The 24,750-nt window shown below is 71.2% G+C and carries 18 protein-coding genes; 7 read left to right on the top strand and 11 right to left on the bottom strand.

What is annotated here, in order from left to right; all coding sequences use genetic code 11:
* Nucleotides 1-6: 6 nt before the first annotated feature.
* The 3 genes from ACQPZW_RS40370 to ACQPZW_RS40360 form a co-directional block, all read right to left on the bottom strand.
* Nucleotides 7-933 carry a molecular chaperone DnaJ gene (locus ACQPZW_RS40370; protein WP_433791314.1) on the bottom strand — a complete coding sequence of 309 codons (927 nt, stop codon included), beginning with the start codon at nucleotides 931-933 and terminating at the stop codon, nucleotides 7-9.
* The gene (locus ACQPZW_RS40365; RefSeq protein WP_433791313.1) at nucleotides 930-1,682 is read right to left on the bottom strand and encodes an NUDIX hydrolase; all 753 of its coding nucleotides are present in this window, start codon (nucleotides 1,680-1,682) and stop codon (nucleotides 930-932) included. Before ACQPZW_RS40365 ends, ACQPZW_RS40370 begins: the two co-directional genes overlap by 4 nt.
* 144 nt (nucleotides 1,683-1,826) lie before the next feature.
* Nucleotides 1,827-2,117 (bottom strand): DUF1540 domain-containing protein, encoded by a 291-nt coding sequence (locus tag ACQPZW_RS40360; RefSeq protein ID WP_433791312.1) that lies wholly within the window; start codon nucleotides 2,115-2,117, stop codon nucleotides 1,827-1,829.
* A gap of 452 nt (nucleotides 2,118-2,569) precedes the next feature.
* Between ACQPZW_RS40360 and ACQPZW_RS40355 the strand changes: the two genes are divergently transcribed.
* From ACQPZW_RS40355 to ACQPZW_RS40345, 3 genes are all read left to right on the top strand, one after another.
* A complete protein-coding gene (locus ACQPZW_RS40355; RefSeq protein WP_433791311.1) occupies nucleotides 2,570-4,894 on the top strand; it encodes an IPT/TIG domain-containing protein in 2,325 nt (774 codons plus the stop codon).
* A 255-nt stretch (nucleotides 4,895-5,149) separates the two neighbouring features.
* The gene (locus ACQPZW_RS40350; protein WP_433791310.1) at nucleotides 5,150-5,326 is read left to right on the top strand and encodes a hypothetical protein; all 177 of its coding nucleotides are present in this window, start codon (nucleotides 5,150-5,152) and stop codon (nucleotides 5,324-5,326) included.
* Between the two features lie 116 nt (nucleotides 5,327-5,442).
* Nucleotides 5,443-7,470, top strand: coding sequence for an IPT/TIG domain-containing protein (locus tag ACQPZW_RS40345; RefSeq protein WP_433791309.1), 2,028 nt, complete (start codon nucleotides 5,443-5,445; stop codon nucleotides 7,468-7,470).
* Nucleotides 7,471-7,601: 131 nt separating this feature from the next.
* Here ACQPZW_RS40345 and ACQPZW_RS40340 read toward each other — a convergent pair whose 3' ends face one another.
* Entirely contained in the window at nucleotides 7,602-8,342 is a 741-nt protein-coding gene (locus ACQPZW_RS40340; protein ID WP_433791308.1) for a hypothetical protein, read from the bottom strand.
* A 337-nt stretch (nucleotides 8,343-8,679) separates the two neighbouring features.
* Between ACQPZW_RS40340 and ACQPZW_RS40335 the strand changes: the two genes are divergently transcribed.
* Complete coding sequence (locus ACQPZW_RS40335) at nucleotides 8,680-10,458, top strand: IPT/TIG domain-containing protein (RefSeq protein WP_433791307.1); 1,779 nt, start codon at nucleotides 8,680-8,682, stop codon at nucleotides 10,456-10,458.
* 70 nt (nucleotides 10,459-10,528) lie between these two features.
* Here the strand turns inward: ACQPZW_RS40335 and ACQPZW_RS40330 are convergent, their stop codons facing one another.
* On the bottom strand, nucleotides 10,529-11,275 hold the full coding sequence (locus tag ACQPZW_RS40330) for a hypothetical protein (RefSeq protein WP_433791306.1): 747 nt from the start codon (nucleotides 11,273-11,275) through the stop codon (nucleotides 10,529-10,531).
* Between the two features lie 274 nt (nucleotides 11,276-11,549).
* Here ACQPZW_RS40330 and ACQPZW_RS40325 point away from each other — a divergent pair, with 274 nt between their 5' ends.
* Nucleotides 11,550-12,290, top strand: a complete 741-nt coding sequence (locus ACQPZW_RS40325) for a DUF4142 domain-containing protein (protein WP_433791305.1) — start codon at nucleotides 11,550-11,552, stop codon at nucleotides 12,288-12,290.
* Nucleotides 12,271-14,163, top strand: coding sequence for a S8 family peptidase (locus ACQPZW_RS40320; protein WP_433791304.1), 1,893 nt, complete (start codon nucleotides 12,271-12,273; stop codon nucleotides 14,161-14,163). The genes ACQPZW_RS40325 and ACQPZW_RS40320 overlap by 20 nt, the downstream gene beginning before the upstream one ends.
* A gap of 143 nt (nucleotides 14,164-14,306) precedes the next feature.
* On the opposite strand, the gene ACQPZW_RS40315 is transcribed toward ACQPZW_RS40320, so the two are convergent.
* Complete coding sequence (locus tag ACQPZW_RS40315; protein ID WP_433791303.1) at nucleotides 14,307-15,047, bottom strand: hypothetical protein; 741 nt, start codon at nucleotides 15,045-15,047, stop codon at nucleotides 14,307-14,309.
* Nucleotides 15,048-15,382: 335 nt separating this feature from the next.
* On the opposite strand from ACQPZW_RS40315, the gene ACQPZW_RS40310 reads away from it, so the two are divergent.
* Nucleotides 15,383-15,625, top strand: coding sequence for a hypothetical protein (locus ACQPZW_RS40310; RefSeq protein ID WP_433791302.1), 243 nt, complete (start codon nucleotides 15,383-15,385; stop codon nucleotides 15,623-15,625).
* Here the strand turns inward: ACQPZW_RS40310 and ACQPZW_RS40305 are convergent, their stop codons facing one another.
* The 5 genes from ACQPZW_RS40305 to ACQPZW_RS40285 form a co-directional block, all read right to left on the bottom strand.
* The gene (locus ACQPZW_RS40305) at nucleotides 15,626-16,387 is read right to left on the bottom strand and encodes a class I SAM-dependent methyltransferase (protein ID WP_433791301.1); all 762 of its coding nucleotides are present in this window, start codon (nucleotides 16,385-16,387) and stop codon (nucleotides 15,626-15,628) included.
* Nucleotides 16,388-16,419: 32 nt separating this feature from the next.
* On the bottom strand, nucleotides 16,420-17,586 hold the full coding sequence (locus ACQPZW_RS40300) for a VWA domain-containing protein (protein ID WP_433791300.1): 1,167 nt from the start codon (nucleotides 17,584-17,586) through the stop codon (nucleotides 16,420-16,422).
* Nucleotides 17,587-17,681: 95 nt separating this feature from the next.
* A complete protein-coding gene (locus ACQPZW_RS40295; RefSeq protein ID WP_433791299.1) occupies nucleotides 17,682-20,096 on the bottom strand; it encodes a DUF5682 family protein in 2,415 nt (804 codons plus the stop codon).
* Nucleotides 20,089-21,282: an ATP-binding protein gene (locus tag ACQPZW_RS40290; protein ID WP_433791298.1), complete on the bottom strand. Its 1,194-nt coding sequence runs from the start codon at nucleotides 21,280-21,282 to the stop codon at nucleotides 20,089-20,091. Before ACQPZW_RS40290 ends, ACQPZW_RS40295 begins: the two co-directional genes overlap by 8 nt.
* On the bottom strand, nucleotides 21,279-24,695 hold the full coding sequence (locus ACQPZW_RS40285) for a DUF5691 domain-containing protein (protein ID WP_433791297.1): 3,417 nt from the start codon (nucleotides 24,693-24,695) through the stop codon (nucleotides 21,279-21,281). Before ACQPZW_RS40285 ends, ACQPZW_RS40290 begins: the two co-directional genes overlap by 4 nt.
* Nucleotides 24,696-24,750: the final 55 nt, after the last annotated feature.

Here is a 24,750-nt window from a genome sequence, read left to right as displayed (position 1 = left end):
TGCTCCTCAGTTCCGGTACTGCGGGGGAATGATGTCGTCGAACTCGCCCAACAGGGCCCAGGCGTCCTGCGGCCGCATCCGCGGCGCGTCATAGGTGCAGCCGGCGGCGAACCGCCGCAGCGAGGCTGGCATCCGCGACCCCATGAGCCGCGTCATCAGCACCGTCGCCATGTAGATGTCGGTGGCGGGTCCAGCGGTCCGGTCGTCGCGCACCTCCGGCGGATAGTGGTCGACCCTCGCTCTCACTATCGCCGCAGGTCGATGTCCCGCATAGCACCAGTCGACGAGAACCAGGCCGCGCCGACCCGGATGGATCAGTACGTGCTCGGGCAGAACCGCCCCGTGGGTCACTCCGGCCCGGTGCGCCCAGCCGATCGCGACGAGCAGCCGGCGCCAGATCCAGGCCGCTTCGCGTACCCCCAGATCGCCTTCGACCTCGGCCAGAGTGCCCATGCCGCGCCGCCGCTCCAGCACGTTGACCACCCTGCGCCGGCGCTGCTCGTCCTCGTGGACGAACGTCTCGATCAGACGCGGCGCATACGGCCGGAATCTCGGGTCGCCGTCGGCCCACAGCTTGCGCAGCGCGGCCGCCTCGGTCTCCATCAGGTCGTTGTCGGCCGGGTTGCGCGGCATCTTGATCAGCCGGTCGCCGTCGGCGAACAGCTCGGCGATGTCGCCGCTGCCCCAGGGCTCGATCCGCTTCTTCCGGTTCTCATAGAGGGCGGAGAGCTTCGCGAAGGCGTCCGTCGCGGTGGCGCGCCGCTGCGCGCTCACCGTGTCCGGGTGGATCAATTTAGCCCATTTGCGGTACGCCCTACCCGCGCTGTTTCCCGTGCTCGTTCCTGTTTCGGCGTTCTTCGCCTCCGCCAGGTCCTGGAAGCTCCGGGCGGCGATGATCCGTGCCACCGCGTCCTCGAATGTCATCGTCGTCATCGCACCCGGTCCTCCCTCGTCGGCCGGAGCAGCGCCGGGTGCAGCAGGCGGGCGTCACCGGCCCGGTACAGCTTCGCCTTCGGCCCGCCGCGCTCCCCGCCCTTCGCCGTGGTCCCGCCGGTGCTCTCCACGAACCCCGGCACCGACAGCACCTTGCGGTGGAAGTTGCCGGCGTGCAGCTCCTCGCCCCACACCGCCGCATACACCTGCCGCAGCTCGCCGATGGTGAACTCGGGGCCCGTGAACGCCGTCGCCAGCGGCGTGTACTCCAGCTTCGACCGGGCCCGCTCCAGGGCGTCGGCCAGCACCTCGTCGTGGTCGAACGCCAGATCCTTCGCCTCGTCGACGGGCACCCAGTAGGCGCGGGCGGCGTCACTGCCGGCGGTCGGCTCGGGCAGGCTGGGGGCGAACGCCAGGTAGGCGACGGAGACGACGCGCATGCGGGGGTCTCGGCCGGGATTCCCGTACGTCCGGAGCTGCTCCAGGTGAACCCGGTCGAGGTCACCCTCTCCCGGCGTCAGCCCCGTCTCCTCGGCGAGCTCTCTTATCGCCGCAGCCTCGAGCGGCTCGTCACGGGCGAATCCACCGGGGAGCGCCCGCCGCCCGGCGAACGGCTGGGCGCCGCGCTCGACCAGGAGCACGCAGAGCCGCCCGTCGCGGATGGTCAGGGCGACCACGTCCACGGTCACCGCGACCGGCGGGTAGTCCCGCGGGTCGTAGCTTGCCAGGAAGCTCGCCTCGTCCGTCATCACGCTCGTCCTTCTCGCTCTGAGTGCTTCTCAACTTGAGTCTTACTCGATCTGAGGTGAACCTAGCGTGAGCCGGTCCCGGTGTCAACCTGCAAAAAATCCCGCCCCCTCGTCCAAGGGGGCGGGATCGGCGGTCGATTGTGGTCAGGAGTGCTGGTAGGTGAGACAGTCCGCCTTGTCGGCCGAAGCGCCCACGGTGATGGCCGGAGCCTGACACTCCAGATCCTTGTTGTACGAACAGTCGGCGCGCTTGCAGGCGCCGACCTGTGCGGTGGCGACACCCATCCCGCCGGTGAGGCCGGACCCCGCGAACGTGTCACAGGCCGAGTTCATCTCGCTGATGGTGATCGCGAACGCCGTGCAACCGTCGTGGTTGTACCCGCAGTCCGTGACGGTGCAGGTCTGCACACGCGGCATGCCCATCATCTGAGTCACAACGGTTCTCCTTCGGTCGGCGGTTCAATCCATCCGTTGCGAATATAACCAATTCTGGGAGTCGCACACCTTGGGCGTCCAGCATTCTTGGGAATGAACGGATAAATAGGGCGGGCTTCTCGGAGATTAGACATTCGATTAGGCAAGGCTTGCTTAAAAAGAGCTTAGGTTGTGTTGTCTCCCCGATTCTCGGCGAATCAGTTCTCGACGGGGATCGCGGTGCGGATCCACCGACGTGACCACGCGGGCCGTTCGCTGTTCCCGATCGCGGACTCCGATGCTGGATCCGGATTTGGGGAATCGTCCGACATATGAGGATGTTTCCTGCTCTAGGCTACTCAACCTCCACGGATCGTTACGCTTCGGGCGAGACGGCCCGCGACGGTTCACCCGTGCGTCTGGGCCCAGCAATCCAGCGACGTGGTCCATGGGGACCCGTAGGAGGACCTCGCATGCGTAAGTCCAAGTCACGCTCCAAAGCCCGGGTGGCGGCGGCCGCCGGGTTGACCACGGGGGCGGTCGGTGCCGCTCTGCTGGTGGCTCCGTCGGCGGCGTTCGCCGCTGTCACGGTGAGTCCTCCGGTGGTGGCGGTCGGGGGGAAGGTCACCGTCGTCGACACTGACGGGGTAACGCTCACCACCGGCTCGAACGCCTCCGCGAACCGGGTGTTCGTCCTTACCGCGCCCGGTACCACCGCCCCGATCTGTAGCGGCACGCTGCCGACGGCGTCGGCCACTGTGCTGGCTGTGACGCAGTCCAGTGTCGCCTCGAGTGACACGACCAAGACGGTGTCGTTCGACTCGCCCGCTGGTGCCACGGTGGGTACGAATGGTCAGGCCAAGAAGTACGTCGCCTGTTTCTATGACGACGACACCACTGCCCGGCAGGGTAACCAGAACGGTTACACGTACTACGTGGGAACGGTTCCGGCGCTGAACCCGGCTGTCGGGTTGACCGGTGGTGGCAACACTGTCGGGATCACCACCTCGACCAACGTGTTCTCCGGCGTGGCCACCATCGGCGGGCAGGTCGTCACTGACGTGTGCCCCGCCACCTACGGCGCTCCGGCCGCCGGTTCCGCACTCACGGTCACCAAGAGCGGTGACGCCGCCGCGAGCGTCGTCCTGCCGGCCAGTGTGACGTCCGCGACCCCCGCGCCGACGAAGTACAACCTGTGCTTCTACAACGGCGCCGCCAGCGGCTCCGCGTTCCTCTCCGGCTCCGTCTACAGCGCCTCCCAGCTCGCGCTCAGCCAGAGCACGGGCCCGTGGCAGGGCGGCAACAGCATCAACATCACCTCGCCCAACCAGTTCCTGGCCGGTGTCGATGACCCGGGTGTGCTGTTCACCAAGGACGCGGCCTGCCCGACCGACTACGACGACGACGACGCCACCAACGACAAGGTGGTCGGGTCCGACTACATCCGGAAGCTGTCCAACACCCGGTTGGCCACCAGCGTGCCGGCGAACCTCTACGCCGACCAGGACGCGATGAACACCGCTGTCGGCAGCGGTTCCTCGGTCATGTGGAACGTGTGCATCTACGCGGGCACCACGGACAGCGACAACGCCGCGTCCAGCGACCTCGTGGCGTCCAACCCCTACAAGGTGACGACGATCCAGACGGTGACCGGTATCTCGCCCAAGGCCGGTCCGGCGCTGGGTGGCAGCATCGTCACGGTCACCGGAACGGCGTTCCCCACCGAGCCCGGCGCCCTCACCGCGACGCTGGGTGGTGTTCCGCTTACCGAGATCACACCGCTGAGCGGTAACGCGTTCACCGCGCGCACCCCCCGGCGTGCGCCGGCCAACAACGTCTCACTGGTGGTCACCACCGCCGGAGGGTCGGCCACTCTGGCCGGCGCCTACTCCTACACCAGCTCGCTGATCGCGACCCCCAACACGGCACCCAACAACCGGGTCGTCGAGATCGTCGTCCGGGGCGTGGGCTTCGAGAGCGCGGGATGGAGCGACACCCTGACGAGCGGCTCGCACATCTTCCTGGTCAAGGGAAGCTACAACTCCACCGATGTCGACCCCGGCGGCAGCCCCGCCCGGGCCAACCCGCCGGTCGCGGACTGCAACAAGGTGCTCGTCCTCAGCGACACCGAGGCGATCTGCCGGCTGGACCTGTCCACACGCCTGGACGCGATCGGCACCGCCCTCATGAACGCGGTGGCGCCGACCGCGGGTTACGGCTTCGTGACCGCTGCCGGTAGCCGGCTGCTCACCGGCGACGGCAGCCCCGCCTTCTCCGCCGCTGACATCGGCAAGTCCGTCATCGAGCCGGGGCACGCCACCATTCCGGTGGGGACGGTCATCACCGATGTGATCAGCAGCACCAAGGCGATCATGTCGAACGCCGCGACCGGGGTCACGGCGGCCGGCGCCGAGACCGTGCTCGCGTCGCCGATCACCCGTTCCGTCACCGTGACCGCCACGAGCAGCGCGTCCGCCGCCCTGGTGGCCGCCTCGGGTACGTTCCTCAGCGCCGATCAGAACAAGTACATCATCGGTAGTCACATCACGACTGCCAGGCTCTTGAGCAATGCTCCGACCGGCGCCGGCGCGAACATCGTCATGGGCGGTAACGCGTCCGGCGGTGACGCTGCCACGCCGACGCCCGCCGTCATCATCGGCACCACGGTTCCGGTTCCGGAAGGGGCCTACAACCTGCAATACGTGAGCAATGCCGCTCTCAATGCGGTGGTCAATGACCCGAACTACGTGAAGAGCCAGATCTCGAGTTCGTCCACCTTCACGGTCGCCGCTTTCTGACGACAACCTGTCACCCGTGCGGTGGCCCGGAGCGCACGCTCCGGGTCATCGCACGGTTTTTGTATTTCTCCGTGACGAGGGCCGGCAAGCCATTCAAACGGGATTGTCTGACATATGAGTATCTTACGTACTTCGCAGGATTGAATCCCCACGGATCGTTACGCTTCGGGCGAGACGGCCCGCGACGGTTCACCCGTGCGTCTGGGCCCAGCAATCCAGCGACGTGGTCCATGGGGACCCGTAGGAGGACCTCGCATGCGTAAGTCCAAGTCACGCTCCAAAGCCCGGGTGGCGGCGGCCGCCGGGTTGACCACGGGGGCGGTCGGTGCCGCTCTGCTGGTGGCTCCGTCGGCGGCGTTCGCCGCTGTCACGGTGAGTCCTCCGGTGGTGGCGGTCGGGGGAAGGTCACCGTCGTCGACACTGACGGGGTAACGCTCACCACCGGCTCGAACGCCTCCGCGAACCGGGTGTTCGTCCTTACCGCGCCCGGTACCACCGCCCCGATCTGTAGCGGCACGCTGCCGACGGCGTCGGCCACTGTGCTGGCTGTGACGCAGTCCAGTGTCGCCTCGAGTGACACGACCAAGACGGTGTCGTTCGACTCGCCCGCTGGTGCCACGGTGGGTACGAATGGTCAGGCCAAGAAGTACGTCGCCTGTTTCTATGACGACGACACCACTGCCCGGCAGGGTAACCAGAACGGTTACACGTACTACGTGGGAACGGTTCCGGCGCTGAACCCGGCTGTCGGGTTGACCGGTGGTGGCAACACCGTCGGGATCACCACCTCGACCAACGTGTTCTCCGGCGTGGCCACCATCGGCGGGCAGTTCTTGACCGATCCGTGCCCGACGACGTATGGCACACCGGCTGCGGGTGTCGCGACCACGGTCACCAAGAGCGGTGACGCCGCCGCGAGCGTCGTCGTGCCGGCCAGCGTGACATCGACGACCGCCGTGCCGACGAAGTACAACCTGTGCTTCTACAACGGCGCCGCCAGCAGCTCCGCCTTCGTCTCCGGCTCCGTCTACAGCGCCTCCCAACTCGCGCTCAGCCAGACCGTCGGCCCGTACGGTGGTGGCAACAACATCGACGTCACCTCGCCGGAGCCGTTCCTGGCGGGCATCGATGCGCCGGGTGTGCTGTTCACCGCTGCCGCATGCCCCGCGGAGTACGACGACGACACGGCCGAAGTCCCGGCTGCCGCCGACCGGATCCGCAAGGTCACGAACAACCGGCTGGCGGTCACCGTGCCGGTGGGTGCGGCCGATCCCGGTGTCACCATCGCCCCCTGGAACCTGTGCGTCTATCAGAACTCCACCGACGACGGTGGCGCCCCCGGAGTGGTCTCCGCCCTGGTGGCCAGCTACCCGTACAAGGTCACCACCGTCCAGACCGCGCTCGGCATCTCACCCAAGGCCGGTTCCTCGCTGGGTGGCAGCATGATCACGGTGACCGGAACCGCGTTCCCCACTGAACCTGGCTCCATCACCGCAACGCTGGGTGGTGTCCCGCTGACCGAGATCACACCGATCAGCTCCACGGCGTTCACCGCTCGCACACCGCAGCGCGCGCCCGCCAACAACGTCGCCCTGGTGACCACCACCGCGGGCGGATCGCACACCCTGCTCAACGCGTTCTCCTACACGAGCGCGGTGGTGGCCAACCCCAAGACGGCTCCCAACACCCGCGCCATCGACGTGATCGTCAACGGTGTCGGCTTCGAGAGCGCGTCCTGGAGCAACACCGTCGGGACCGGGGCGCACATCTTCCTGGTCAAGGGCAGCTACAGCAGCGCGGCTGTCAACGGCGCGGCCTACCGGGCGAACCCGGCGATCGCCGACTGTGGCAAGGTGCTCGTGCTCAGCGACAGCGAGCTGGTCTGCCGGCTGGACCTGACCAAGCGGCTGGACGTGGCCGGCGAGACAGTCCTCCGGGCGGCGCCGAAGTACGGTGCGACGCTCGACTTCAAGATCACCACTGGAAGTCGTGTGCTCACCGCGAACGCGACCACCTTCGACCAGAGTGACGTCGGCAAGGCTGTCATCGACACGGCTGCCACTCCGCTCATCCCGGCGGGAACGGTGATCTCGGCCGTGTACAGCGACACCGAGGCGATCATGTCCAACCCGGCTGCCGGCACGGTGAGCGCCAACGACAACACCACGATCACGGTCGCGGGCTCCACCGACACCAAGACCGTCTCGGTGACAACCAACACCACAGGTGGCAACGAGATGAACCTTGCGTCCATCTCACCCGTCCTGACCAGCGCGACCGACGCGGGCAAGTTCATCGCTGCCACGGGAATCCCCGCTGCGGGCACGAAGGTCTACACGATCACGAGCGGAGGCGCGGTTGCGGTCCTCCGCAACACGGCCAACGCGGCTGACGTCAACGCGACGGCTATCGGCACCGTGAACGCGGTCATCAGCAGCGGCTACACCGTTGTCCCCGAGGGTGCCTACAACCTGCAGTACGTGAGCAACGCGGTTCTCAACGCGGTGCACACCGATCCGAGCTATGTGCAGAGCAGCGTCTCCAGCGCTTCGACCTTCACCGTCTCCTCCTTCTGACGGCGTACCACCGGCAACAACGAGTGGCCCGGGGCATCGGCTCCGGGCCACCGTCCCATGTCGGGGCATCCCGTCGGCGCATGCGGAGACGCCGGCCGCGCATCGCGGCCGGCGTCTTCACGTGACATGAGTCAGCCGAGCTTGCGCCACTCCCGCTCGATCACCGCGAGACTCTTCTCGGCCGAGGGCCGGCCCCCGATCTTCGTGTCCACCACGATGACGCTGCGCTTGGCGCTGGTCTGCCAGCACACCAGGAGGTTCGGCCGGGTCTTGGGCTCCTGCTCGTTGTAGAGCTTGAACCGCTGCGAGCACTGAGCCTGCCCGTACCGCTTCACCCCGCCGGCCACCCAGCCGATCTCGCGCTGTCCGGCCAGGTCCCCGCGGACGGTGACGATGCGCATCGTTCCGCCCTCCTGGGCCGAGCCGACGGTGACCTCTTTCGCGGCCGCGGCGGCAGCCTCGCCGGCCGGGTTCGCCGGGGCGGGCAGCGGGCGCGTGATCTTGACACCCTCCTTGGCGGCCGCCTCGCGGGCCTTCCGTACACGTTCGGCCGGGTCCTCGAAGGAGGGTTCCGCCTTCACCGCCTGGTTGCCGCCGGTCGGCTCGGGCGCCTGGGCTTTCGACGGTCCGTCCGGTCCGGGCCCTGCCGTGCCCGCTGCCTCCGGGGTGCCGAGCGCGGTCACCTCACGGTGCTCGGCATCGTTGTTCGAGGTGACGGAGAGAGTGGTGAGATAGGCGCCGGATCCGAGGACCGCGGCCAGGCCGACCACACCTGCCACTCGTTTGATCCGGGAATGCCGCGGGCGTACGAGGGCCATCGGTGCCGTGTGGGTGCCGTCGTCGCCGGGCCGGTCGTCGTCGTGTGTGGTCATGTCGTCTATGCCCCTTGGGTTTCGGCTGTCCGGCCCGCCGAGTCGTGAGGCGGACCTCAAGTTCCCATGGTTCCAACGGACGCGACAAACCGTGCTGAATCCCCGCAATCGCCGGCTGAGAGTTGCCCGAGACGCGCGGCTGGGGCTGTTCGTGGCCCTGAAGGCTCGTGATTAGATCGGCAAATCGGTCCACATCGCGTATCTCGAGCGAAACTCTTGTTCAGGGTATTTCACCGGAAATGCCACGTTACGCTCCTGCGAGACGGCCCGCCGTCACGACACGTGCGGGCTCACCCATCCGACGACGCGGTTCGTAGAAACCGTAGGAGGACCTCGCATGCGCAAGTCCGCAACAAGAACCGGCAGCCGGCCGTTCCGGGCTGGTGCCGCTGTGGTGGCTACGGCCGCAGCGGTCGTCGCCGGTACCGCAGCACCCGCCTATGCGGTGGCGGGCACCATCGATCCGGACGTCGCGCCGATCGGTGGTGGAAGCACCACGATCATGACGTCGGTCGGCGCGTTCACCTCGATCACGGCCGCCTCCGGACGTTTCGTCGCCAACAGCGGCACTTGCCCGACCACGTTCGGTACGACGTCGAGCACCAACCTCGCCGCCACTGTGGCCGTCAACGACGCCGACACCGCGACCCTGACGGTTCCCGCGCTCGCCGCCGGCACCTACCGGGCCTGTATCTACGGCGTCACGTCCGGCGCCGTTTCGGGCACCACCGCGCTGTCCGTCAACTCGACCGACACGCTCGTGGTGAGCGGAGCCAACACCGCGCCGGCGCTGAGCCCGTCGGTCGGCGCCACCGCTGCCGGCACCGTGATCACGGCAACCGGGCTCGGGGCGTACCTCGTCTCCGCGACCACACCTGCCGCCACGTTCAAGCTGGCGTCGGTCGGTGCTTGTGCCACCACCTACACCACGACCTCGGCCACCGCGGCGACGACGGTGACGAAGAACGTGGGCAACACGGTCGCCACGGTCACCGCTCCAGCCCTGACCGCCGGCACCTACAACCTGTGCATCTACGCGGGATCGGGCGCCAGCAGCGCTCTGCTCGGCACGACGTCGTACACCGCGATGGCCGCGCCGACGCTGAGCCCCAAAGCCGGCAACTCCGGCGGCACCAACACCATCACCCTCACCACGCCCACGGCGGTCATCACCGGTGGATCGCCCGCGGTGACCTTCACCAAGGGCAACTGCCCGACCACCTACGCGGGTGTCAACGGTGACCACGTGCCCGCGGTGACGGTCACCAAGATCTCCACCAGCAAGGTGGCGGTCCTGGTCCCGGTCGGTGTCGTGGTCGACGTGGGCGCGTCCACGACGGCGTGGAACACCTGCCTCTTCATGAGCAGCGCGGGCAACCTGATCGCCGCTCCGGCCACCTACACGGTGGCGCCGGCGCTGGGTGCCGCCAACCCGACCATCACGCCCAGTGGCGGTCCCGCTCAGGGTGGCACCAACATCGTCATCACCGGCCTGACGGGTATCCCGACGGCGGAGGGCGCGGTGCTGACCGCCTCGCTCGGTGGTAGCCCGCTGGAGAACCTCGCGGTCGTCGACGCCACGTCGATCAGCGGCCGGACCACCGCGCACGCGGCCAGTGACGTCAAGCTGAGCGTCACGACCGCCGCCGGCACCCAGACCAGCACGGCCAACGAGTTCACCTACTCCTACGGCATCACCATCTCGCCGACGGCGGCCACGACGAACACCACGCCGACCATCGACGTGATGGGTGCCGGTTTCAGTAGCATCTCGGGCTGGGGCACGGCCGCGACCGCCGGTGTGGCCCCGGCCACCGGCGCCTACGTGTTCCTGGTGAACAACGCCTGGTTCACCACGGCCAATGCCGGCTCGGGTCTCAACAGCGGCCTGGTCACCCAGTGCACCTCGCCGACGGTGATCAGCGACAACGAGCTGATCTGCACCCTGGACCTCGCCAACACGCTGAGCGCAGCCGGTCTGGTTCTGGGCGCCGACGTTCCGGACGGCGCCTACAGCCTGGTCGTGGTCAACGACATCGCCGACGCGACCCTCGACCCCGCGACTCAATACTCGCGGGTCTCGAGCGGCGCGACCTTCACGGTGGCGGAGTACTGATCCTCGGGTTCATCCGCACGGCAGAGACAGCGGCCCGGTGCTTCGGCACCGGGCCGCTGTTCCTTTTCGGTCAGCCCATCGCAGCCCATTGCCCGTCGACCTTCGCCACCGTCCCCTCGGCATCGGGCCGGCCCTTCGGCGTGACCGCGACCACGACGACGCTCTTGCCGGCCGAGGTCCGCCAGCAGACCATCATCGTCGGCCTCTCCTTCGCCGCGGTGTTGTTGCTGAACCGGAAGTTCTGCGTGCACCGCGCGTCGCCCACCTTCCGCCCGTCGTCGCCGAGCCACAGCAGCTCGCGCTGACCGGTGAGGTCGTATCTCGCCGAGACGATGCGGAAGTTGCTGCCGTCCTTCAACGGCCCCTCCCTGGTCTCGGTGACCTCACCGACCGGCGTCGCCGCGTCGGGCCCGGGGGTGCGGGCCCGGCGGACCGGGAATCCGTCCTTGGCGGCCTTCTCCCGGGTCTCCTTGATCTGCTGCTCGGTCGATGCGCTCTTCGTGGGCTCGGCTCCCGGCGGGTTCACCGCCTCCGCTGCCCCTCCCGTGACGCCGGCCGACATGGGTGCGGCTCCGGATGCCGATTCGCTCGCCCGCGGTGCTTCGGCAGGCCGGTCGATCGCGGTCACGTCGCGCGGATCGACCTCGTCCTCGCCGGTGAGTGCGCTCGTGATCGCGAAGGCGCCACCACCGAGGACCACGGCCAGGCCGGCCACGCCGGCGACTGTCCTGAGGCGAGATCTCCTCGGGCGGACGAGCGCCCTCGGGGCCATGCGGGCGCCGTCGTCGCCGGATCGGTCGTCGTCATGCATGGTCATCGTCTGTCCCCTTGTTTCGGCTGTTCAGTCCGCTGGATCGTGAGGCGGACCCGAAATCCCATGCTTCCAACGCGCCCGACAAAACGTGTCAAATCCCTGAGAGAACAAGCTGAGAGTTGTGTGGGAGGCCAGGTACGGACCCCCGGGAGCCCGGGCGTGAACCTCAGCCCGAAAGATCAACAAAGATGAGGAATCGCTCATATCCTCCATAAAGGTAGAAACTGCTGACTGAGGAGAATCCGTGCTGTTTCGTAGAGCCATGGCCGTCATCTGGGTGATCGGCGCCCTGCTCCTGACTCCCGTGCCGGCTCGAGCCGCCGCACCACGGGCACCGGACGTCACCTTCCTGAAAGCCGCGCACCAGGCGAACCTCGCGGAGATCTCGGCCGGCCGGCTGGCCTGGACCAAGACGACCTCACCGACCGTGAAGAAGGTGGCCGCGGCGCTGATGGTGGACCACATCAAGCTGGACTTCGAGGTGTACCAGACGGCGCGCGCCCTCCTCGTACGCCTGCCGGACGGCACCAGCGAGGAGGGCAGGGCGCTGCACCGCCGGTATGAGCTGGCGCCGAAGGACACCTTCGACGAGTACTTCGTCTCCACCCAGCTGTCCGGTCACCGGGAGACGCTGCGCATGCTCGAGAAACAGCGGGAGAAGGCGAACGACCCGTCGGTGCGGGCGCTCGCGGAGGGGCCATCCCCGTCATCGAGCGCCACGGTGCGTTGCTGCGTGACGCCGCCCGGGCGCTCGGCATCGCCGGCTATGCCGGAAAGGGCGGCCGCCCCACCTCGTAACCGCCGCCCACCTCGTAACCGCCGCCTGGTGAGTAGCCGCCGCCCGGCGACTGCTCAAGCGTGGTCGCCGGTGACCGATCGAACCCATCAGGAGCGGCCCCGGCGGCCGCTCCTGATGTGCAACATCTCGTCAACCGCCTCTGCAACCCCCGACGCCGAATCTGGTTCTCGTAGCCAGCCAAACCAGGGGGAATCAGTTGATGAAGGTTCAGATCCGTAACTACGCCGTCGGTGCCGTCGCTGCGGGTGCGCTCGCCGCGGTCGGGGTTCTCGCGCTTCCGAACGGCTCGGCGGACTGGGCCCCGGTCACCTACGGTCTGACCGCCGCCGCGGAGACGATCGTCCCGGCGACGGTCACCGAGGCGCAGCCGGCCCGGGTCGTCTCCACCACGATCGACTCCGACGGCCGGCCGGTCGTCACGGTCAAGGAGGCGACGGACAAGGCTTCCGCGATCAAGCTGGTCGAGGCGGCGCAGCAGACGGACGGCGCGGTCGGCGTGGAGATGGACGCCCCGGTGTACGCCCTCGGCGCCCCCACCGGCTCGGACCCGCAGCGCGCGCAGCAGTGGGGCATCCCGAAGATCCGTACGGTGGAGGCCTGGCAGAAGTCGACCGGCGCCGGCGTGATCGTCGCGGTGATCGACAGCGGTGTCGACGGCACCCACCCGGACCTGGCCGCCAACATGGTCACCGGTTTCGACGCGACCACCGACCGGGAGGGCACCACCACCGACCGGCACGGGCACGGCACCCACGTGGCCGGCACCATCGCCGCCGTCACCGGTAACGCTGTCGGTGTCTCCGGTGTCGCGCCGGACGTCAAGATCATGCCGGTGAAGGTGCTGGGCGACAACGGCAGCGGCAACATGTCGGACACCGCGCAGGGCATCACGTGGGCCGCCGACCACGGCGCCCAGGTGATCAACATGTCGCTCGGCGGCACCCAGCAGGTCGCCGCGGTGACCACCGCCATCTCGTACGCCCGCAGCAAGGGCGTGACCGTCGTCGCCGCCGCCGGCAACGCCCGTCAGCAGGGCAGCCCCACGTCGTACCCGGCCGCGGACGCCGGTGTCATCGGGGTCGGCGCGACCGACACCAACGACCGGGTCGGCGTCTACTCGAACGCCGGCAACTACGTCGACGTCTCCGCGCCCGGCACCGACATCCTCAGCCTGGCCCCGAACGGCCAGTACAAGACGATGAGCGGCACCTCGATGGCGTCGCCGCACGTCGCCGCAGTGGCCGCGCTGCTCAAGGGCTACCAGAGCTCGCTGACGCCGGACCAGATCGAGGCCACCCTGAAGAAGTCGGCCGTCGACCTGGGCGCCGCCGGGTTCGACAACGACTTCGGCAGCGGCCGCATCGACGCGCTCGCCGCCCTGAACGCCCTGACCCCGGCCGCGACCGCGCCGACCACGCCGCCCACGAAGGCCCCGACCACCGCTCCCACCACGCCGCCCACCAAGGCCCCGACCACGGCGCCCACCACGCCGCCCGTGACCAAGGCCCCGACGACCGCTCCCACCACCCCGCCGGCCACCGGCGCTCCGATCAAGGCCGTTCCGGTCATCACCGCGGACACCACCGGTGGCGAGGTCGTCCACGGCACCGCGACCAGCACCACGTTCACGGTCAAGACCGGCACCCAGGTGTGGTCCCGCAAGTCCGTCTCGGTCTGCGTGACCGAGGCCGGCGCCGCGCAGCAGTGCACCGACGCCGTCACCGACGCCGCCGGCGCCGTGCGGGTGGACCGTCCCGGCAAGGGCTCCTACGAGGTCGTCCTGAAGGCCGCCGCCACCGCGACCAACGAGGCCGCGACCTCGGCGAAGGTCAGCTGGAAGGTCCGTGCCGCGGTCACCGTCGTCCCGGGCGGCTGGGGCCAGGCGCAGCTCACCCTGACCGGCGCGGCCGGCCGGGCCACCGAGGTCCAGCAGAAGATCGCCGGCGTCTGGCGCAAGGTCGGCTCGTACACCGCGCCGGTCTCCCCGGCCCGCGCCACGCTGACCGGCCTGATGCAGGGCCAGACCTACCGCGTGGTCGTTCCGGCGAGCACCGCGATCCTGGGCGCCACCAGCGGCGAGTTCGTCGCCTGACCGATCCGCTCCGAATGACCGCGGCGGGACCCCTTCGGGTCCCGCCGCGGTTCGCGTTCACGCGGGTGAGCTCGGCGCGGGCCGCTGGTCTCGGCGGCGGGTCGGCCCGGCCCGGGCCGCCGGCATCGGGCGGCGGGGCGTGGTCAGTCCGTCCTCGGCCACTCGCTCTGGATCAGGGAGACGGCGGTGGAGACGGCTTCCGCGCCCGCCGGTGTGGCGGAGGAGACGACGACCACGCTGCGGGTCGCCGACGTGCGCCAGCACATCAGGGTCGCCGGCCGGGCCGGATCCCGGTCGGGCCCGTTGCGGATCTCGGTCGTGCAGCGGACCCCGTTCCCGGCCGGCGTGCCGTCGTCCTTCGCGCGCTGCAGCAGAGAGCCCCCGGTGGCATCCCGCCAGAAGCTGACGACCTGCATCGCGCCGTCCTCGTACGGCTGCTCGGTGACCTTGGTCCGCTCGGTGAGGCGCAGACGTTCGCGCAGCTCGTCGAGGGCGGCCGAGGCGCGGACCTCGGCCTCGTCGGGGCTCGCCTCACGGCTCGCTTCGATCGACGGCGCCGGGCTGCGCTCGACCGGTGCGGCATGCCTGGTGACCTTGGGGGTACGGGTGACCGGCCCCGTCTCCTCCGGAGTGGATCCGGCCGTCACCGGTGTGGTCTGCGGGGCGAGCGCGGCCGGTTCGGGAAGGCTCGGCTGCTGCTCGTTCATCAGCTGCGTGACCAGGAACCCGGCGCCGGCCAGTGCCACCAGGGCTCCGGCGACCCCGGCCACGAGTCGCCGGCGATGCCGTGCCGCACGATCCGGGTCGGTCGCTGACGCGGAGGTGTAGAGGCCACCTTCGGAGGCCGGGTATTCGTCGTGGTCGTGGTGCTCGTCGTAGGCCATGTCACGTCCCCGGGCCGGTCGTCTCGCCCCATGCTCCCAAAGAAAGGTACATATCGGGCGGGTTTCGGCTCATCGACGGGCACTGTCGGCATCGCGTCATCCTTTCGTCGGAGCGCTCCGGTCGTACCCCCGGAAAGTCCTCCGCCAGGGGGAACCCTCGGTGACCGGACCGGAACGACGGGTGCCGATGCCTCTGCCGGGCGTCACCCGGACCGGCGAGGCCCTCGTCGAGCGGTTGACCGGGGGCTCCTGCGCGCGCATCGTGTGGACACGGGTGCCAGGGCGGGCGGACCCGGAGCCGTTCATCGTGCCCCGCAGGCGGGAGGTGACGGCACGTGACCGGCGACCAGGCGGATCACCAACCCGCCCGGCCGTCGTGGGACTGCCTCGCCTGCGGCCGGCCCTGGCCGTGCGACCCGGCGCGTGAGCGGCTGGCCGGGGCCAACGGGCGGGTCGAACTGGCCGTCCTCATGTGGAATCACCTGGAGGAGGCCGCCCGGGACATGCCCCAGACGCCCGCCTCCGAGCTCTTCGAGCGCTTCCTGCGCTGGACTGACCGCCCACCCGCCGCACCCTGATCAGCGGAGGCCGGCCACCGCCGCGTCGGTGCCGCCGCGCCAGATGACGCCCGCCTCGCGGAAACCGGCCGCACGCAGCGTCTCGACGTGCCAGGACGCCGGCGGAATCCACTCCTGACCGTGCCGGTCGGACGGGTAGATCCGCTCGCGCTCGACCGCCTTCGATGCCAACTGCTCGTCGGCCGCCGCCAGCGCCCACCACTGTGGCCAGGAGGTGGCCGCACCGGTCGCATAGCGTGCCTCCCGCCGGGCCCGGGCGTGGTCGAGCAGTTGCCGGGACAGCTCCGGCAGGCCCTCGTCCTCCATGTGGTCGGCGTTCGCGAACAGTCCACCCGGCCGCAGCACCTCCCGGATCTCCGCATACAGTGCGGCGACCCGCTCGGCCGGCAGCCAGTGCAGCGCCGTCGCGGTCAGCACCGCGTCGAACGGCTCCGGCGGCAGCTTGGCCCGCCACCCGGGCTCGCCCAGATCGGCGTCGATCACGGTCGCCCGGTCCCGCAGCGACGATCCGGCGATCGTCAGCAGCACCGGGTCCTGATCGACGAGGGTGACCCGCGCACCGGGGAAGCGCGCCAGCGTACGCAATGAGATCGTGCCGGTGCCGCCGGCCAGATCGAGCAGTCGCGGTGGCTCGCCACCGGTGACCGCGCCGACGGCGTTGAGCATCGCCGCGAACCGCTCCTCCCGGTCCGGCATGAAGGCTTCCTGCTGGCGGTCCCAACTCTCCTGGTACACCTCAGGGTTCTTCAGGTAAGCACTCATACCCACTACGGTAGTTACATCTGCCGACCGGCTCAAGCGGTGCCGAGACGTTCGGCGAAGGCCCGCAGGTCACGGCGCTCGATCGCCGCCGCCATCAGATCCGGGAACGCGTCCGGAGTGCACGCGAACGCCGGAACCCCCAGCGCCGCCAGAGCAGCCGCGTTCTCGTGGTCATAGGCCGGCGCGCCCTCGTCGGAGAGAGCCAGCAGCGCCACCACCTGCACACCCGCCGCCGTCATCTCGGCCACGCGGCGCAGCATCTCGTCCCGGACCCCGCCCTCGTACAGGTCGCTGATCAGCACGAAGATGCTGTCCCGTGGTCGCGTGATCAGCTGCTGCGCGTAGGCGATAGCCCGGTTGATGTCGGTGCCGCCGCCCAGCTGCGTGCCGAACAGCACCTCCACCGGATCGGCCAGCTGATCGGTCAGGTCCACCACGGCGGTGTCGAACACCACGAGCGACGTGCGCAGCGACCGCATCGACGCCAGCACCGCCGCGAACACCCCGGCGAACACCACCGACGCGGCCATCGAACCGGACTGGTCCACGCAGAGCACCACGTCCCGCTGCACCGCGGCGCCGCGCCGCCCGTACCCCACGAGCCGTTCCGGGATCACCGTCCGGTGCTCCGGCAGATAGTGCCGCAGGTTCGCGCGGATCGTCCGGTCCCAGTCGATGTCCGCATGCCGCGGCCGGCTGATCCGGGCGGCCCGGCTCAGAGCGCCGGTCACCGCGGTGCGGGTCGGTTGCGCGATGCGGCGCTCCAATTCCTCCACGACGGTACGGACCACCTGTCGCGCCGTCTCCCGGGCGGCGTCCGGCATCACCCGGTTCAGCGAGAGCAGAGTGCCCACCAGGTGCACGTCCGGCTCGACGGCGGCCAGCATCTCCGGTTCGAGCAGCAGCCGGGTCAGGTCCAGCCGCTCGATCGCGTCGGCCTGCATCACCTGCACCACGGTGCCCGGAAAGTACTCCCGGATGTCGCCGAGCCAGCGCGCCACCCTGGGCGCCGAGCCGCCAAGCCCCGCCGACCGTCTCGCCTGCCGATCGTCGGCGTCCCCGGCGTCGTAGAGCGCGGCCATCGCGGCGTCCATCGCCCCGTCCCGCCCTTCGGCCCTGCCGAGCGGCTCGTCCGCCGCCCCGCCGAGCACCAGCCGCCACCGCCGGCGCCGCTCCGCGGCCGTGTCCCGCTCACTCACGTCCCCCACCGCCACCCCTCCTTCCACCAGGCCCGCCACACGATCCGCACCGCCGTTCGTCGCCGCGCCCCTTCCGCCCACGGCGCGTTTCGCGATCACCGCGCCGCGACCGGGTCTGCCGTCAAACGGCGGCCGAGCAGCGCGCCAAGCGTCGCCAGCGGTGCCGCCGCCCGTTCGGCGTCGAGGGCCACCACCAGCCCCGTCCGTGCCGTCGGACCCCCGGCGATCCGTTCGCCGATGGCCCGCCGCTCGCCGGGGTCGAACCCGCCGAACGTACGTCGCAACAGCGGCAGCACGGCATCGAACGCGTCCGCCGGGATGTCCGCCAGCCACTCGTCCACCAGCGACAACAGCGCCTCGTCGTGGACCAGCAGCAGGCCGCCGCCGGACAGGAAGCCCTCCACCCAGGCCGCCGCGTGCGCCGGCGCGGCACCGACGGTCAACGGCAGGCGCAGCCTCCGCCGCACCTCGGCGCCGTCCAGCCGCCCGGCGTCCAGCAGCAGCCTGGTCAGCCGGCCCGCCGGAAGCCCGTGCAGCCCCGGCCGGGCCGCCAGCGACCCGATCGTGCCGAGCCAGCGCTCCCGCAACGACTCGTCGGCGAGCAGCCCGACCGCCTGATGCACCCCGTCCATGCCGTCCCGCAGCTGCCGTGCCGCCTCGTCGGAGAGCGAACCGGCCGCCGACGGCAGCGCCGCACACACCCGGCCCAGCAGACTCGCGGTCACCGTCGCCAGCCCGGCCACGTCGGTCCGGCGGACGTCGCCGTACCGCAACGTCCTGGCCAGCGCCGGGATCGCCGCCATCAGGTGATGCACGTCGGCGTCCAGGGCGGCGCGCGTGTCCAGAGCGGCGAGCACCGAAGGGTACGCCCCGGCGAGATCCGCCAGCAGGCACGTCTCCACCAGCGCCGTCACCTCCGCCAGGGTCGACGCCTCCCGGGCGTTCCGGGTGACCCGGGCGGTCGCCGCCGCCACCACGGTCGTGCCCCACATGCTGCCCTCGACCAGCCGGACGGCGAACTCCGGCTGCCACGCCAGCCGCCACTCCTCCCGGAACGTCCCGGTCCCGCGACGGCCCGGCGCCCGCCGGCCCCACGGCACCGCGAGAACCGTCAGCCGGTGCAGCAGGCGGCTCCGTCGCAGGTCGGTGTCCTGCCGCAGGTCCAGGTCGAGGGCTCGCTCGGCGGCCTCCGGCTTGAGCCGCAACGACCGCTGCTGCGCGGTCAGGTCCCGGACCAGCGGCACGGCCGGCATGTCGTCGGGCACGGTGCCGAGACGCTCCCCGACGACCAGCCTGCGGGCGATCAGCTCCGATCGCAGCGGCTCACCGTCACACATCACCGCCTCCGCGGCCTCGGTCACCTCGGCCAGCCCGGCCAGCGGTCGCCCGCGCATCGTGGCCAGGGCCTCGGCGAGGCGTACGGCCTCGATCACGTGCGCCGACGACGTGGGCACCCCCTCGGCCCGCAGCACGCCGGCCGCGTCCACCAGCCAGCGGGCGACCACGTCGTCCCCGGTGGTGAAGAGGTGGTGATACCAGCCCGGCGACCGGACCCCGGCCCCGTACCCGGACCACGACGCGAGCCGCCCGTAGGTCCACGGCACCCAGGTGAACGCCACCCTGCCCTTACGCCGCCCCTTGAGCAGCGCGGTGTCGTCCTTGACCGCCACCTTCCGGGTCAGCGCCGGCACGTGCCACGCCCCGCACACCACGGCGATGTCCTCGTGCCTGCGCCGCTCCTCCCGCAGCACCGATCGCATGTACGCCTCGCGCGCCAGATCGTCGGGATCCTCCGGCGCATGCTCCCGGATGGCGGCCATGGCCTCGGCGATCGCCTCGAACACCGGCATCCCCCGATGCTCGACGACGTCCTCCCACCAGCGTTCCGGATCGTCGTACCCGGCGGCGGCCGCCAACTCCGCGATCGGATCCACCGGCCGCACCGGCCCCGTGTCCGCAGCCGGCACGAGGTCACCGGCGCTCCCGGGCACACCGTCCCCGGGCCCGCCGTCCCCGGGCCCACCGTCCCCGGCCGGCTCTCCCGACCCTGGTTCGTCCGGGCTTCGAGCCGTCCCCTTCGCGGTCGAGGCCCCGTCGGTCGCCGCTCCTTCCTGCGGCGGGGACAGCCGCGCGGAAGACGTCGGGTGAGGAGGAGCCGGCGACGGTGGGGGAGGCGTGGAGGTGTCCGCTGCAGGCGCGACGCGGTAGCCGTACGGAAGGTCGAAGAAACGGACGCGGACGCCGCGCCGGACCGCCCACCGGATGGCCTGCCATTCCGGTGAGAAGACCGCGAACGGCCAGAACGCCGCCTTCCCCGGGTCGTCGACGGCGTAGCCGAGCAGCGCGACCGGCGGTTCCAGGCCGCCGTCCGACGCCCACCGGACCAGATCGTCGGCCTCCGGCGGCCCCTCGATCAGCAGCACCTCCGGCGGATGCGCGTCGAGCTCGCGCACCACCGCACGCGCCGAACCGGGCCCGTGATGCCGGATCCCGTAGATCCGCTCAGGCATCGCGGGCGGCCCGGTAGAAGTCGAGCCAGCCGGGTCGCTCCCGGACCACCGTCTCCAGATACTCCCGCCAGACGACGCCGTCGGACACCGGATCCTTGATCACGGCGCCGACGATGCCGGCCGCCATGTCGCCGGGGTGCAGCGTGCCGTCACCGAAGTGGGCGGCGAGCGCCATCCCGTTCGTCACCACCGAGATGGCCTCGGCGGTCGAGAGGGTCCCGGTCGGCGACTTCAAGGTGGTACGCCCGTCCTCCGTCATCCCGGACCGCAGCTCCCGGAAGACCGTCACCACCCGGCGGATCTCCTCCAGCGCCGCCGGCACCTCCGGCAGCTCCAGAGCCCTCCCGAGCTGGGCGACCCGCCGCGCGACGATCTCCACCTCGTCGTCGGCGCTGGCCGGCATCGGCAACACGACCGTGTTGAACCGGCGGCGCAGCGCGCTGGACAGCTCGTTGACCCCGCGGTCCCGGTCGTTGGCGGTGGCGATCAGATTGAAACCGCGCCGCGCCTGGACCTCGGTGTTCAGCTCGGGAACCGGCAGCGCCTTCTCGGACAGCACGGTGATCAGCGCGTCCTGCACGTCGGACGGCACCCGGGTCAGCTCCTCGATGCGGACGATCGAACCGGTCCGCATGGCCCGCATGACCGGGCTCGGCACCAGCGCCGCATCGGTCGGGCCCTCGGCGAGCAGGCGGGCATAGTTCCACCCGTAGCGGATCGCCTCCTCGGCCGTGCCCGCCGTGCCCTGCACGAGCAGTGTCGAGTCGCCGGAGATCGCCGCCGCCAGATGCTCGGACACCCACGTCTTCGCGGTGCCCGGAACCCCGAGCAGCAGCAGCGCCCGGTCGGTGGCCAGAGTGGAGACGGCCACCTCCATGAGCCGCCGCGGCCCCACGTATTTCGGGGTCACCTTCGCGCCGTCGCCCAGCAGATAGGTGACCACGGCCTGTGGTGACAGCCGCCAGCCGGGCGGCCGTGGCCGGTCGTCGGCCGCCGCGAGCAGAGCCAGCTCTTCGGCATACTCGTCCTCGGCGTGCGGCCGCAGCGCACCGGCCGAGCCCTGCTCACCCGCCGAGCCGCGCTGACCGGCCGAGCTCTGCTCACCCGCCGAGCCGCGCTGACCGGCCACGTCCTGCTGAGCGGCCACGTCCTGCTCACCGGCCGTCGGGATGGTGCCGTCGTTCATTGCAGCTCCTGAAGCATCTCGTGGCGGAAGGTGAGGGTGCGGGCCAGCTCGGCCACCGGGCGCACCCGGGTCGGGTCGACCAGCTGATCGAGGCGTACGGCCAGTCGCCCGGCCAGGTCGGCGTATCCGGGTGGCATGGCCAGTCCCGCCGCCCGGCAGAGCTCGCCGAGTTGCCACGTGTGCCTGTCGGTGCGGGCCCGTCGTTCCACCGCCTCGAGGACGGCGACGGTCAGCGCGTCCGGCCACGGACCCGGATGCAGCCCGAGCAGCCGCTGCGCCGAACCGTCCTCCGACCGCAGCGCCGCGGTCGCCAGCCGGGCCAGCACGTCCGGCGGGAGCACCAGGTGCAGGTCCCACCGAACGGCCTCCCGCAGAATCCCGTTGTCCGCGGTCAGCAGTGCCGAAGCCCACCGCGAGTCCCGCTGCACGACGGCCGCCTTGGCCCACCCGTGCAGCAGCGGATTGGCCCAGTCATGCCCGCGCGCCAGCGCGAGCCAGTCGGCCGGCCCGAGGCCGTCCCCGGCCGATCCGGCCGGCCGCGAACCATCCGGCCGAGCCCCGTCCAGGTCCGCGATGCCCGGCCGTTCGTCGTGCCGCTCGGCGGTGGCTCCGGCTGGGTCCGCGTTGCCCGGCCGCTTGTCGTGCCGCTCGGTGTGGGCTCCGGCTGGGTCCGCGTTGCCCGGCCGTTCGTCGTGCCGCTCGGCGGTGGCTCCGGCCGGGTCCGCGTTGCCCGGCCGCCCGCCGTGCCGCTCGGCCGAGTCTCCGGCCGTGGCCGAACCGCCGACCGACTCTCCGGCCGCGTTGGAAGGCCCAGTCCAGGTGTCGAGGGGTGTGCCGGCGACGACCTCTTCGAGGAGCCAGGCCCCGATGCCGACCCCGCGCACCGGTGTGGCGCCGACGCCGTCACGCCCCAGGTCACGGTCGAGCTCGGCCGGTGGGTCGACGATCAGCCGGCCGGATGCGTCGAGCCGGACCGCAGCCAGGGCGCGGGCCGCCATCCGCCGGCCGAGAGCCGCTCCGGGCAGTGTGCGCAGCAGGTCGATCGCGGCCTCCCGAACCTCCTTGCGCCGGTCGTCGAGGGCGCGTTCCAGCAGGGGTTCGTCGGCGAGGGACAGGCCCGGTCCGAACGTGCCGAGGAACCGCGCCCGGTTCTCCGAGGACTCCTCGTCCCAGGTGCTCTCCAGCAGTTCACGGGCCCGCCCTGGATCGCTTGCGCGCAGCGCCGCCAGGTGACCGAGGCGCTCGGTGGTGGTCGCGGTGGTCCAGTCGCCGGCCAGTACGGGCGCCGCCTCGTTCAGCAGCCAGCGCCAGTCGGCGCGCTGCCCGGCCAGCCAGGCCCCGCGCCGCCCGGCGACCCGGGCCACGTCGGCTCGCACCGCGGTGATGCGACGGCCCGCGTCCAGCAACTCGGGCAGGATCACCGGCGGCACGATGCCGCCCCGGGCGGCGGCCGCGGTCAGCCACTGGGCCAGTATTTCCTGCTCGTGGTGGCCGCCACCGGGCACGCCACCGCCCAGGATCCGCGCCAGCCGTGCCCCGGCGGCGGGCGGAAGGGGTTCGTCGGTCTCGGGTGGCGCGACCACCAGCGGAACCCGGCCCGTCTCCGGCTCCGTCCCGGCCCGGCGGCAGATCAGCGCCACCGCCGCCGCCTCCAGAAGAGCCGCCGCGGGGCCGTCCTCGGGGAAGGAGCGCGCACCCGGCACCCCGGGAATCGACGAATCGCCACGCTCGGCCGGCTCGGCGAGCCCGGCCGGCTTCGCAAGGCCGGCGGGTTCGGCGTGAGAGATCGGCTCGGCCAGGCCGGCGGGTCTCGCAAGCCCGATCGGTTTCGCGAGGCCGGCGGGTTCGGGGTGAGCGATCGGCTCGGCGAGGCCCGCGGGTTGGTCGAGCACGGTCGGCTCGGCAGGAGCAGTGGGCCCGCCGAGGGCGGTTGAGGCGGCGAGGGTGGCCGTGCCAGCGGCGCCGCGAGTGGCCGGGCCGGCGGCGCTGAGGGTGGCCGGGCCGGCGGCGCCGAGGCTCACCGTCAGCGGGCCCACCTGCAGTGACTCCGCCGACCACGGGCGGCGGCCGGTGCCGACCAGGGCGGCCGTCAACAGCTCCGGCGGCAGCTCGGCCACCCGTCGCACGGACGAATCCGGCATCGGCGGCGCGGCGGGCACGAATCGCCCGTCGACCCAGGCCGCGAGGGGCCTCAAGCCGGCCGGGGACCACTCGACGGCGACGGTGGCGGGCATGGCTCCGACTGCGGCGAGCAGCCACCACGGCTCCCGGTGGCCCGGCGCGAGTGGCAGGGCCGAGCCGTCCGCGTCGACGAGGTGACCGTCGGCTGTGGGACGCACCGAGGAGAGGAGCATCGGGGCGTCGAACCGCCACGGGTCGGCGGCCAGGAGGGACGCCCACCGGGTGAGACCCTCCCGGATGGTGCCGGCGCCGTCGGGGGAGCCGAACGGCTCGGCCGCGGAGACCTGCTCGGCGACCAGCGCCCGCAGTGGCGCCGCGCCCGGATGGAAGCACAGGTCGCCGCGGAACTCGGTGCCCGGGACGAGGTCGGCGGGAAGCGGCCGGCCGGGCGCCGCGAAGGACAGGATCAACGCGAACCGTCCACCGGCGCCGTGCAGCCAGGTGCGCCGGCTGGTCAGGGAGCCCTCGTCGGTCTCGACCCGCCCGAGGATCTGCCAGCGGTCGGTGACCCGTGGCCCGGCCAGCACCTCCTCGGCGGGGGTGGGGAAGCCGATGCGGGAACGCACGGTGGCCGCGAGCCCCGGATCGAGCGAGCCGAGCCGGGTGTGGCCGCTGACCAGCAGCCGTAGCAGTGCCAGCTCGCCGAGCAGCCGGTCGGCCCACTGCGGCCCGACACCGGCGAAGCCGCCGAGCCGCCGGACCGCACCGGCCGCACCCGGGGCCTGCGCGTCGACGAGCCGGGCCGCCATCGCCTCGAACGGCTGTGGCCCGGCCCGCCCGGCCCCGGCCAGACCCTGATCGATCTGGTCGTCGAGCCACCGCCGCAGCTCGGCCATGCCGCCGGCGACGCGGTCGGCGCGGCCCCGGGCACGTTTGGCCGCGGCCACCGGATCGGGCGCGGACGCCACCGCACGGGCCGTGCGGGCTGCCCGGGCGCTCTGCCACGCGGTGACGAACTCGGGGGTCGGATCGGACGAGACTCCCGAGGCGGACCAGTGCAGCAGCAGGCCGAGAACATGTTTGCAGGGGATCTTGCGACTCGGGCAGGAGCACTTGAAGGCCGGCCCGGCCAGGTCGGCGGCGACCTGATAGCCCCGGCACAGTCCCCACAGGACGTCGCCGGTCCGGCCGGTGGCGGAGAACCGGCCGGCGGCTCCGCGCGCGTTGCGCAGCGAGGCCGGGTCGGGCGCGAGCGCCTCGACCTGGGCGACGGACCATCGTTCAACGGGCACACGACGACCCTAGGCCCGGGGTACGACGTTTTCCGCCCCCGCACGCGGCACACTG

It is taken from the genome of Actinoplanes sp. CA-252034 (assembly GCF_050956125.1).
Lineage (GTDB): Bacteria > Actinomycetota > Actinomycetes > Mycobacteriales > Micromonosporaceae > Actinoplanes.
Note: the sequence above shows the minus strand (reverse complement) of the source record. Positions and strands in the feature narration are given on the sequence as shown.

Bases quoted from the DNA above. Each gene is read 5' to 3' on its own strand.
- ACQPZW_RS40370 (WP_433791314.1), bottom strand. From the start codon at position 933: ATGACGACGATGACATTCGAGGACGCGGTGGCACGGATCATCGCCGCC.
- ACQPZW_RS40365 (WP_433791313.1), bottom strand. From the start codon at position 1,682: ATGACGGACGAGGCGAGCTTCCTGGCAAGCTACGACCCGCGGGACTAC.
- ACQPZW_RS40355 (WP_433791311.1), top strand. From the start codon at position 2,570: ATGCGTAAGTCCAAGTCACGCTCCAAAGCCCGGGTGGCGGCGGCCGCC.
- ACQPZW_RS40350 (WP_433791310.1), top strand. From the start codon at position 5,150: ATGCGTAAGTCCAAGTCACGCTCCAAAGCCCGGGTGGCGGCGGCCGCC.
- ACQPZW_RS40340 (WP_433791308.1), bottom strand. From the start codon at position 8,342: ATGACCACACACGACGACGACCGGCCCGGCGACGACGGCACCCACACG.
- ACQPZW_RS40335 (WP_433791307.1), top strand. From the start codon at position 8,680: ATGCGCAAGTCCGCAACAAGAACCGGCAGCCGGCCGTTCCGGGCTGGT.
- ACQPZW_RS40330 (WP_433791306.1), bottom strand. From the start codon at position 11,275: ATGACCATGCATGACGACGACCGATCCGGCGACGACGGCGCCCGCATG.
- ACQPZW_RS40320 (WP_433791304.1), top strand. From the start codon at position 12,271: ATGAAGGTTCAGATCCGTAACTACGCCGTCGGTGCCGTCGCTGCGGGT.
- ACQPZW_RS40315 (WP_433791303.1), bottom strand. From the start codon at position 15,047: ATGGCCTACGACGAGCACCACGACCACGACGAATACCCGGCCTCCGAA.
- ACQPZW_RS40305 (WP_433791301.1), bottom strand. From the start codon at position 16,387: ATGAGTGCTTACCTGAAGAACCCTGAGGTGTACCAGGAGAGTTGGGAC.
- ACQPZW_RS40295 (WP_433791299.1), bottom strand. From the start codon at position 20,096: ATGCCTGAGCGGATCTACGGGATCCGGCATCACGGGCCCGGTTCGGCG.
- ACQPZW_RS40290 (WP_433791298.1), bottom strand. From the start codon at position 21,282: ATGAACGACGGCACCATCCCGACGGCCGGTGAGCAGGACGTGGCCGCT.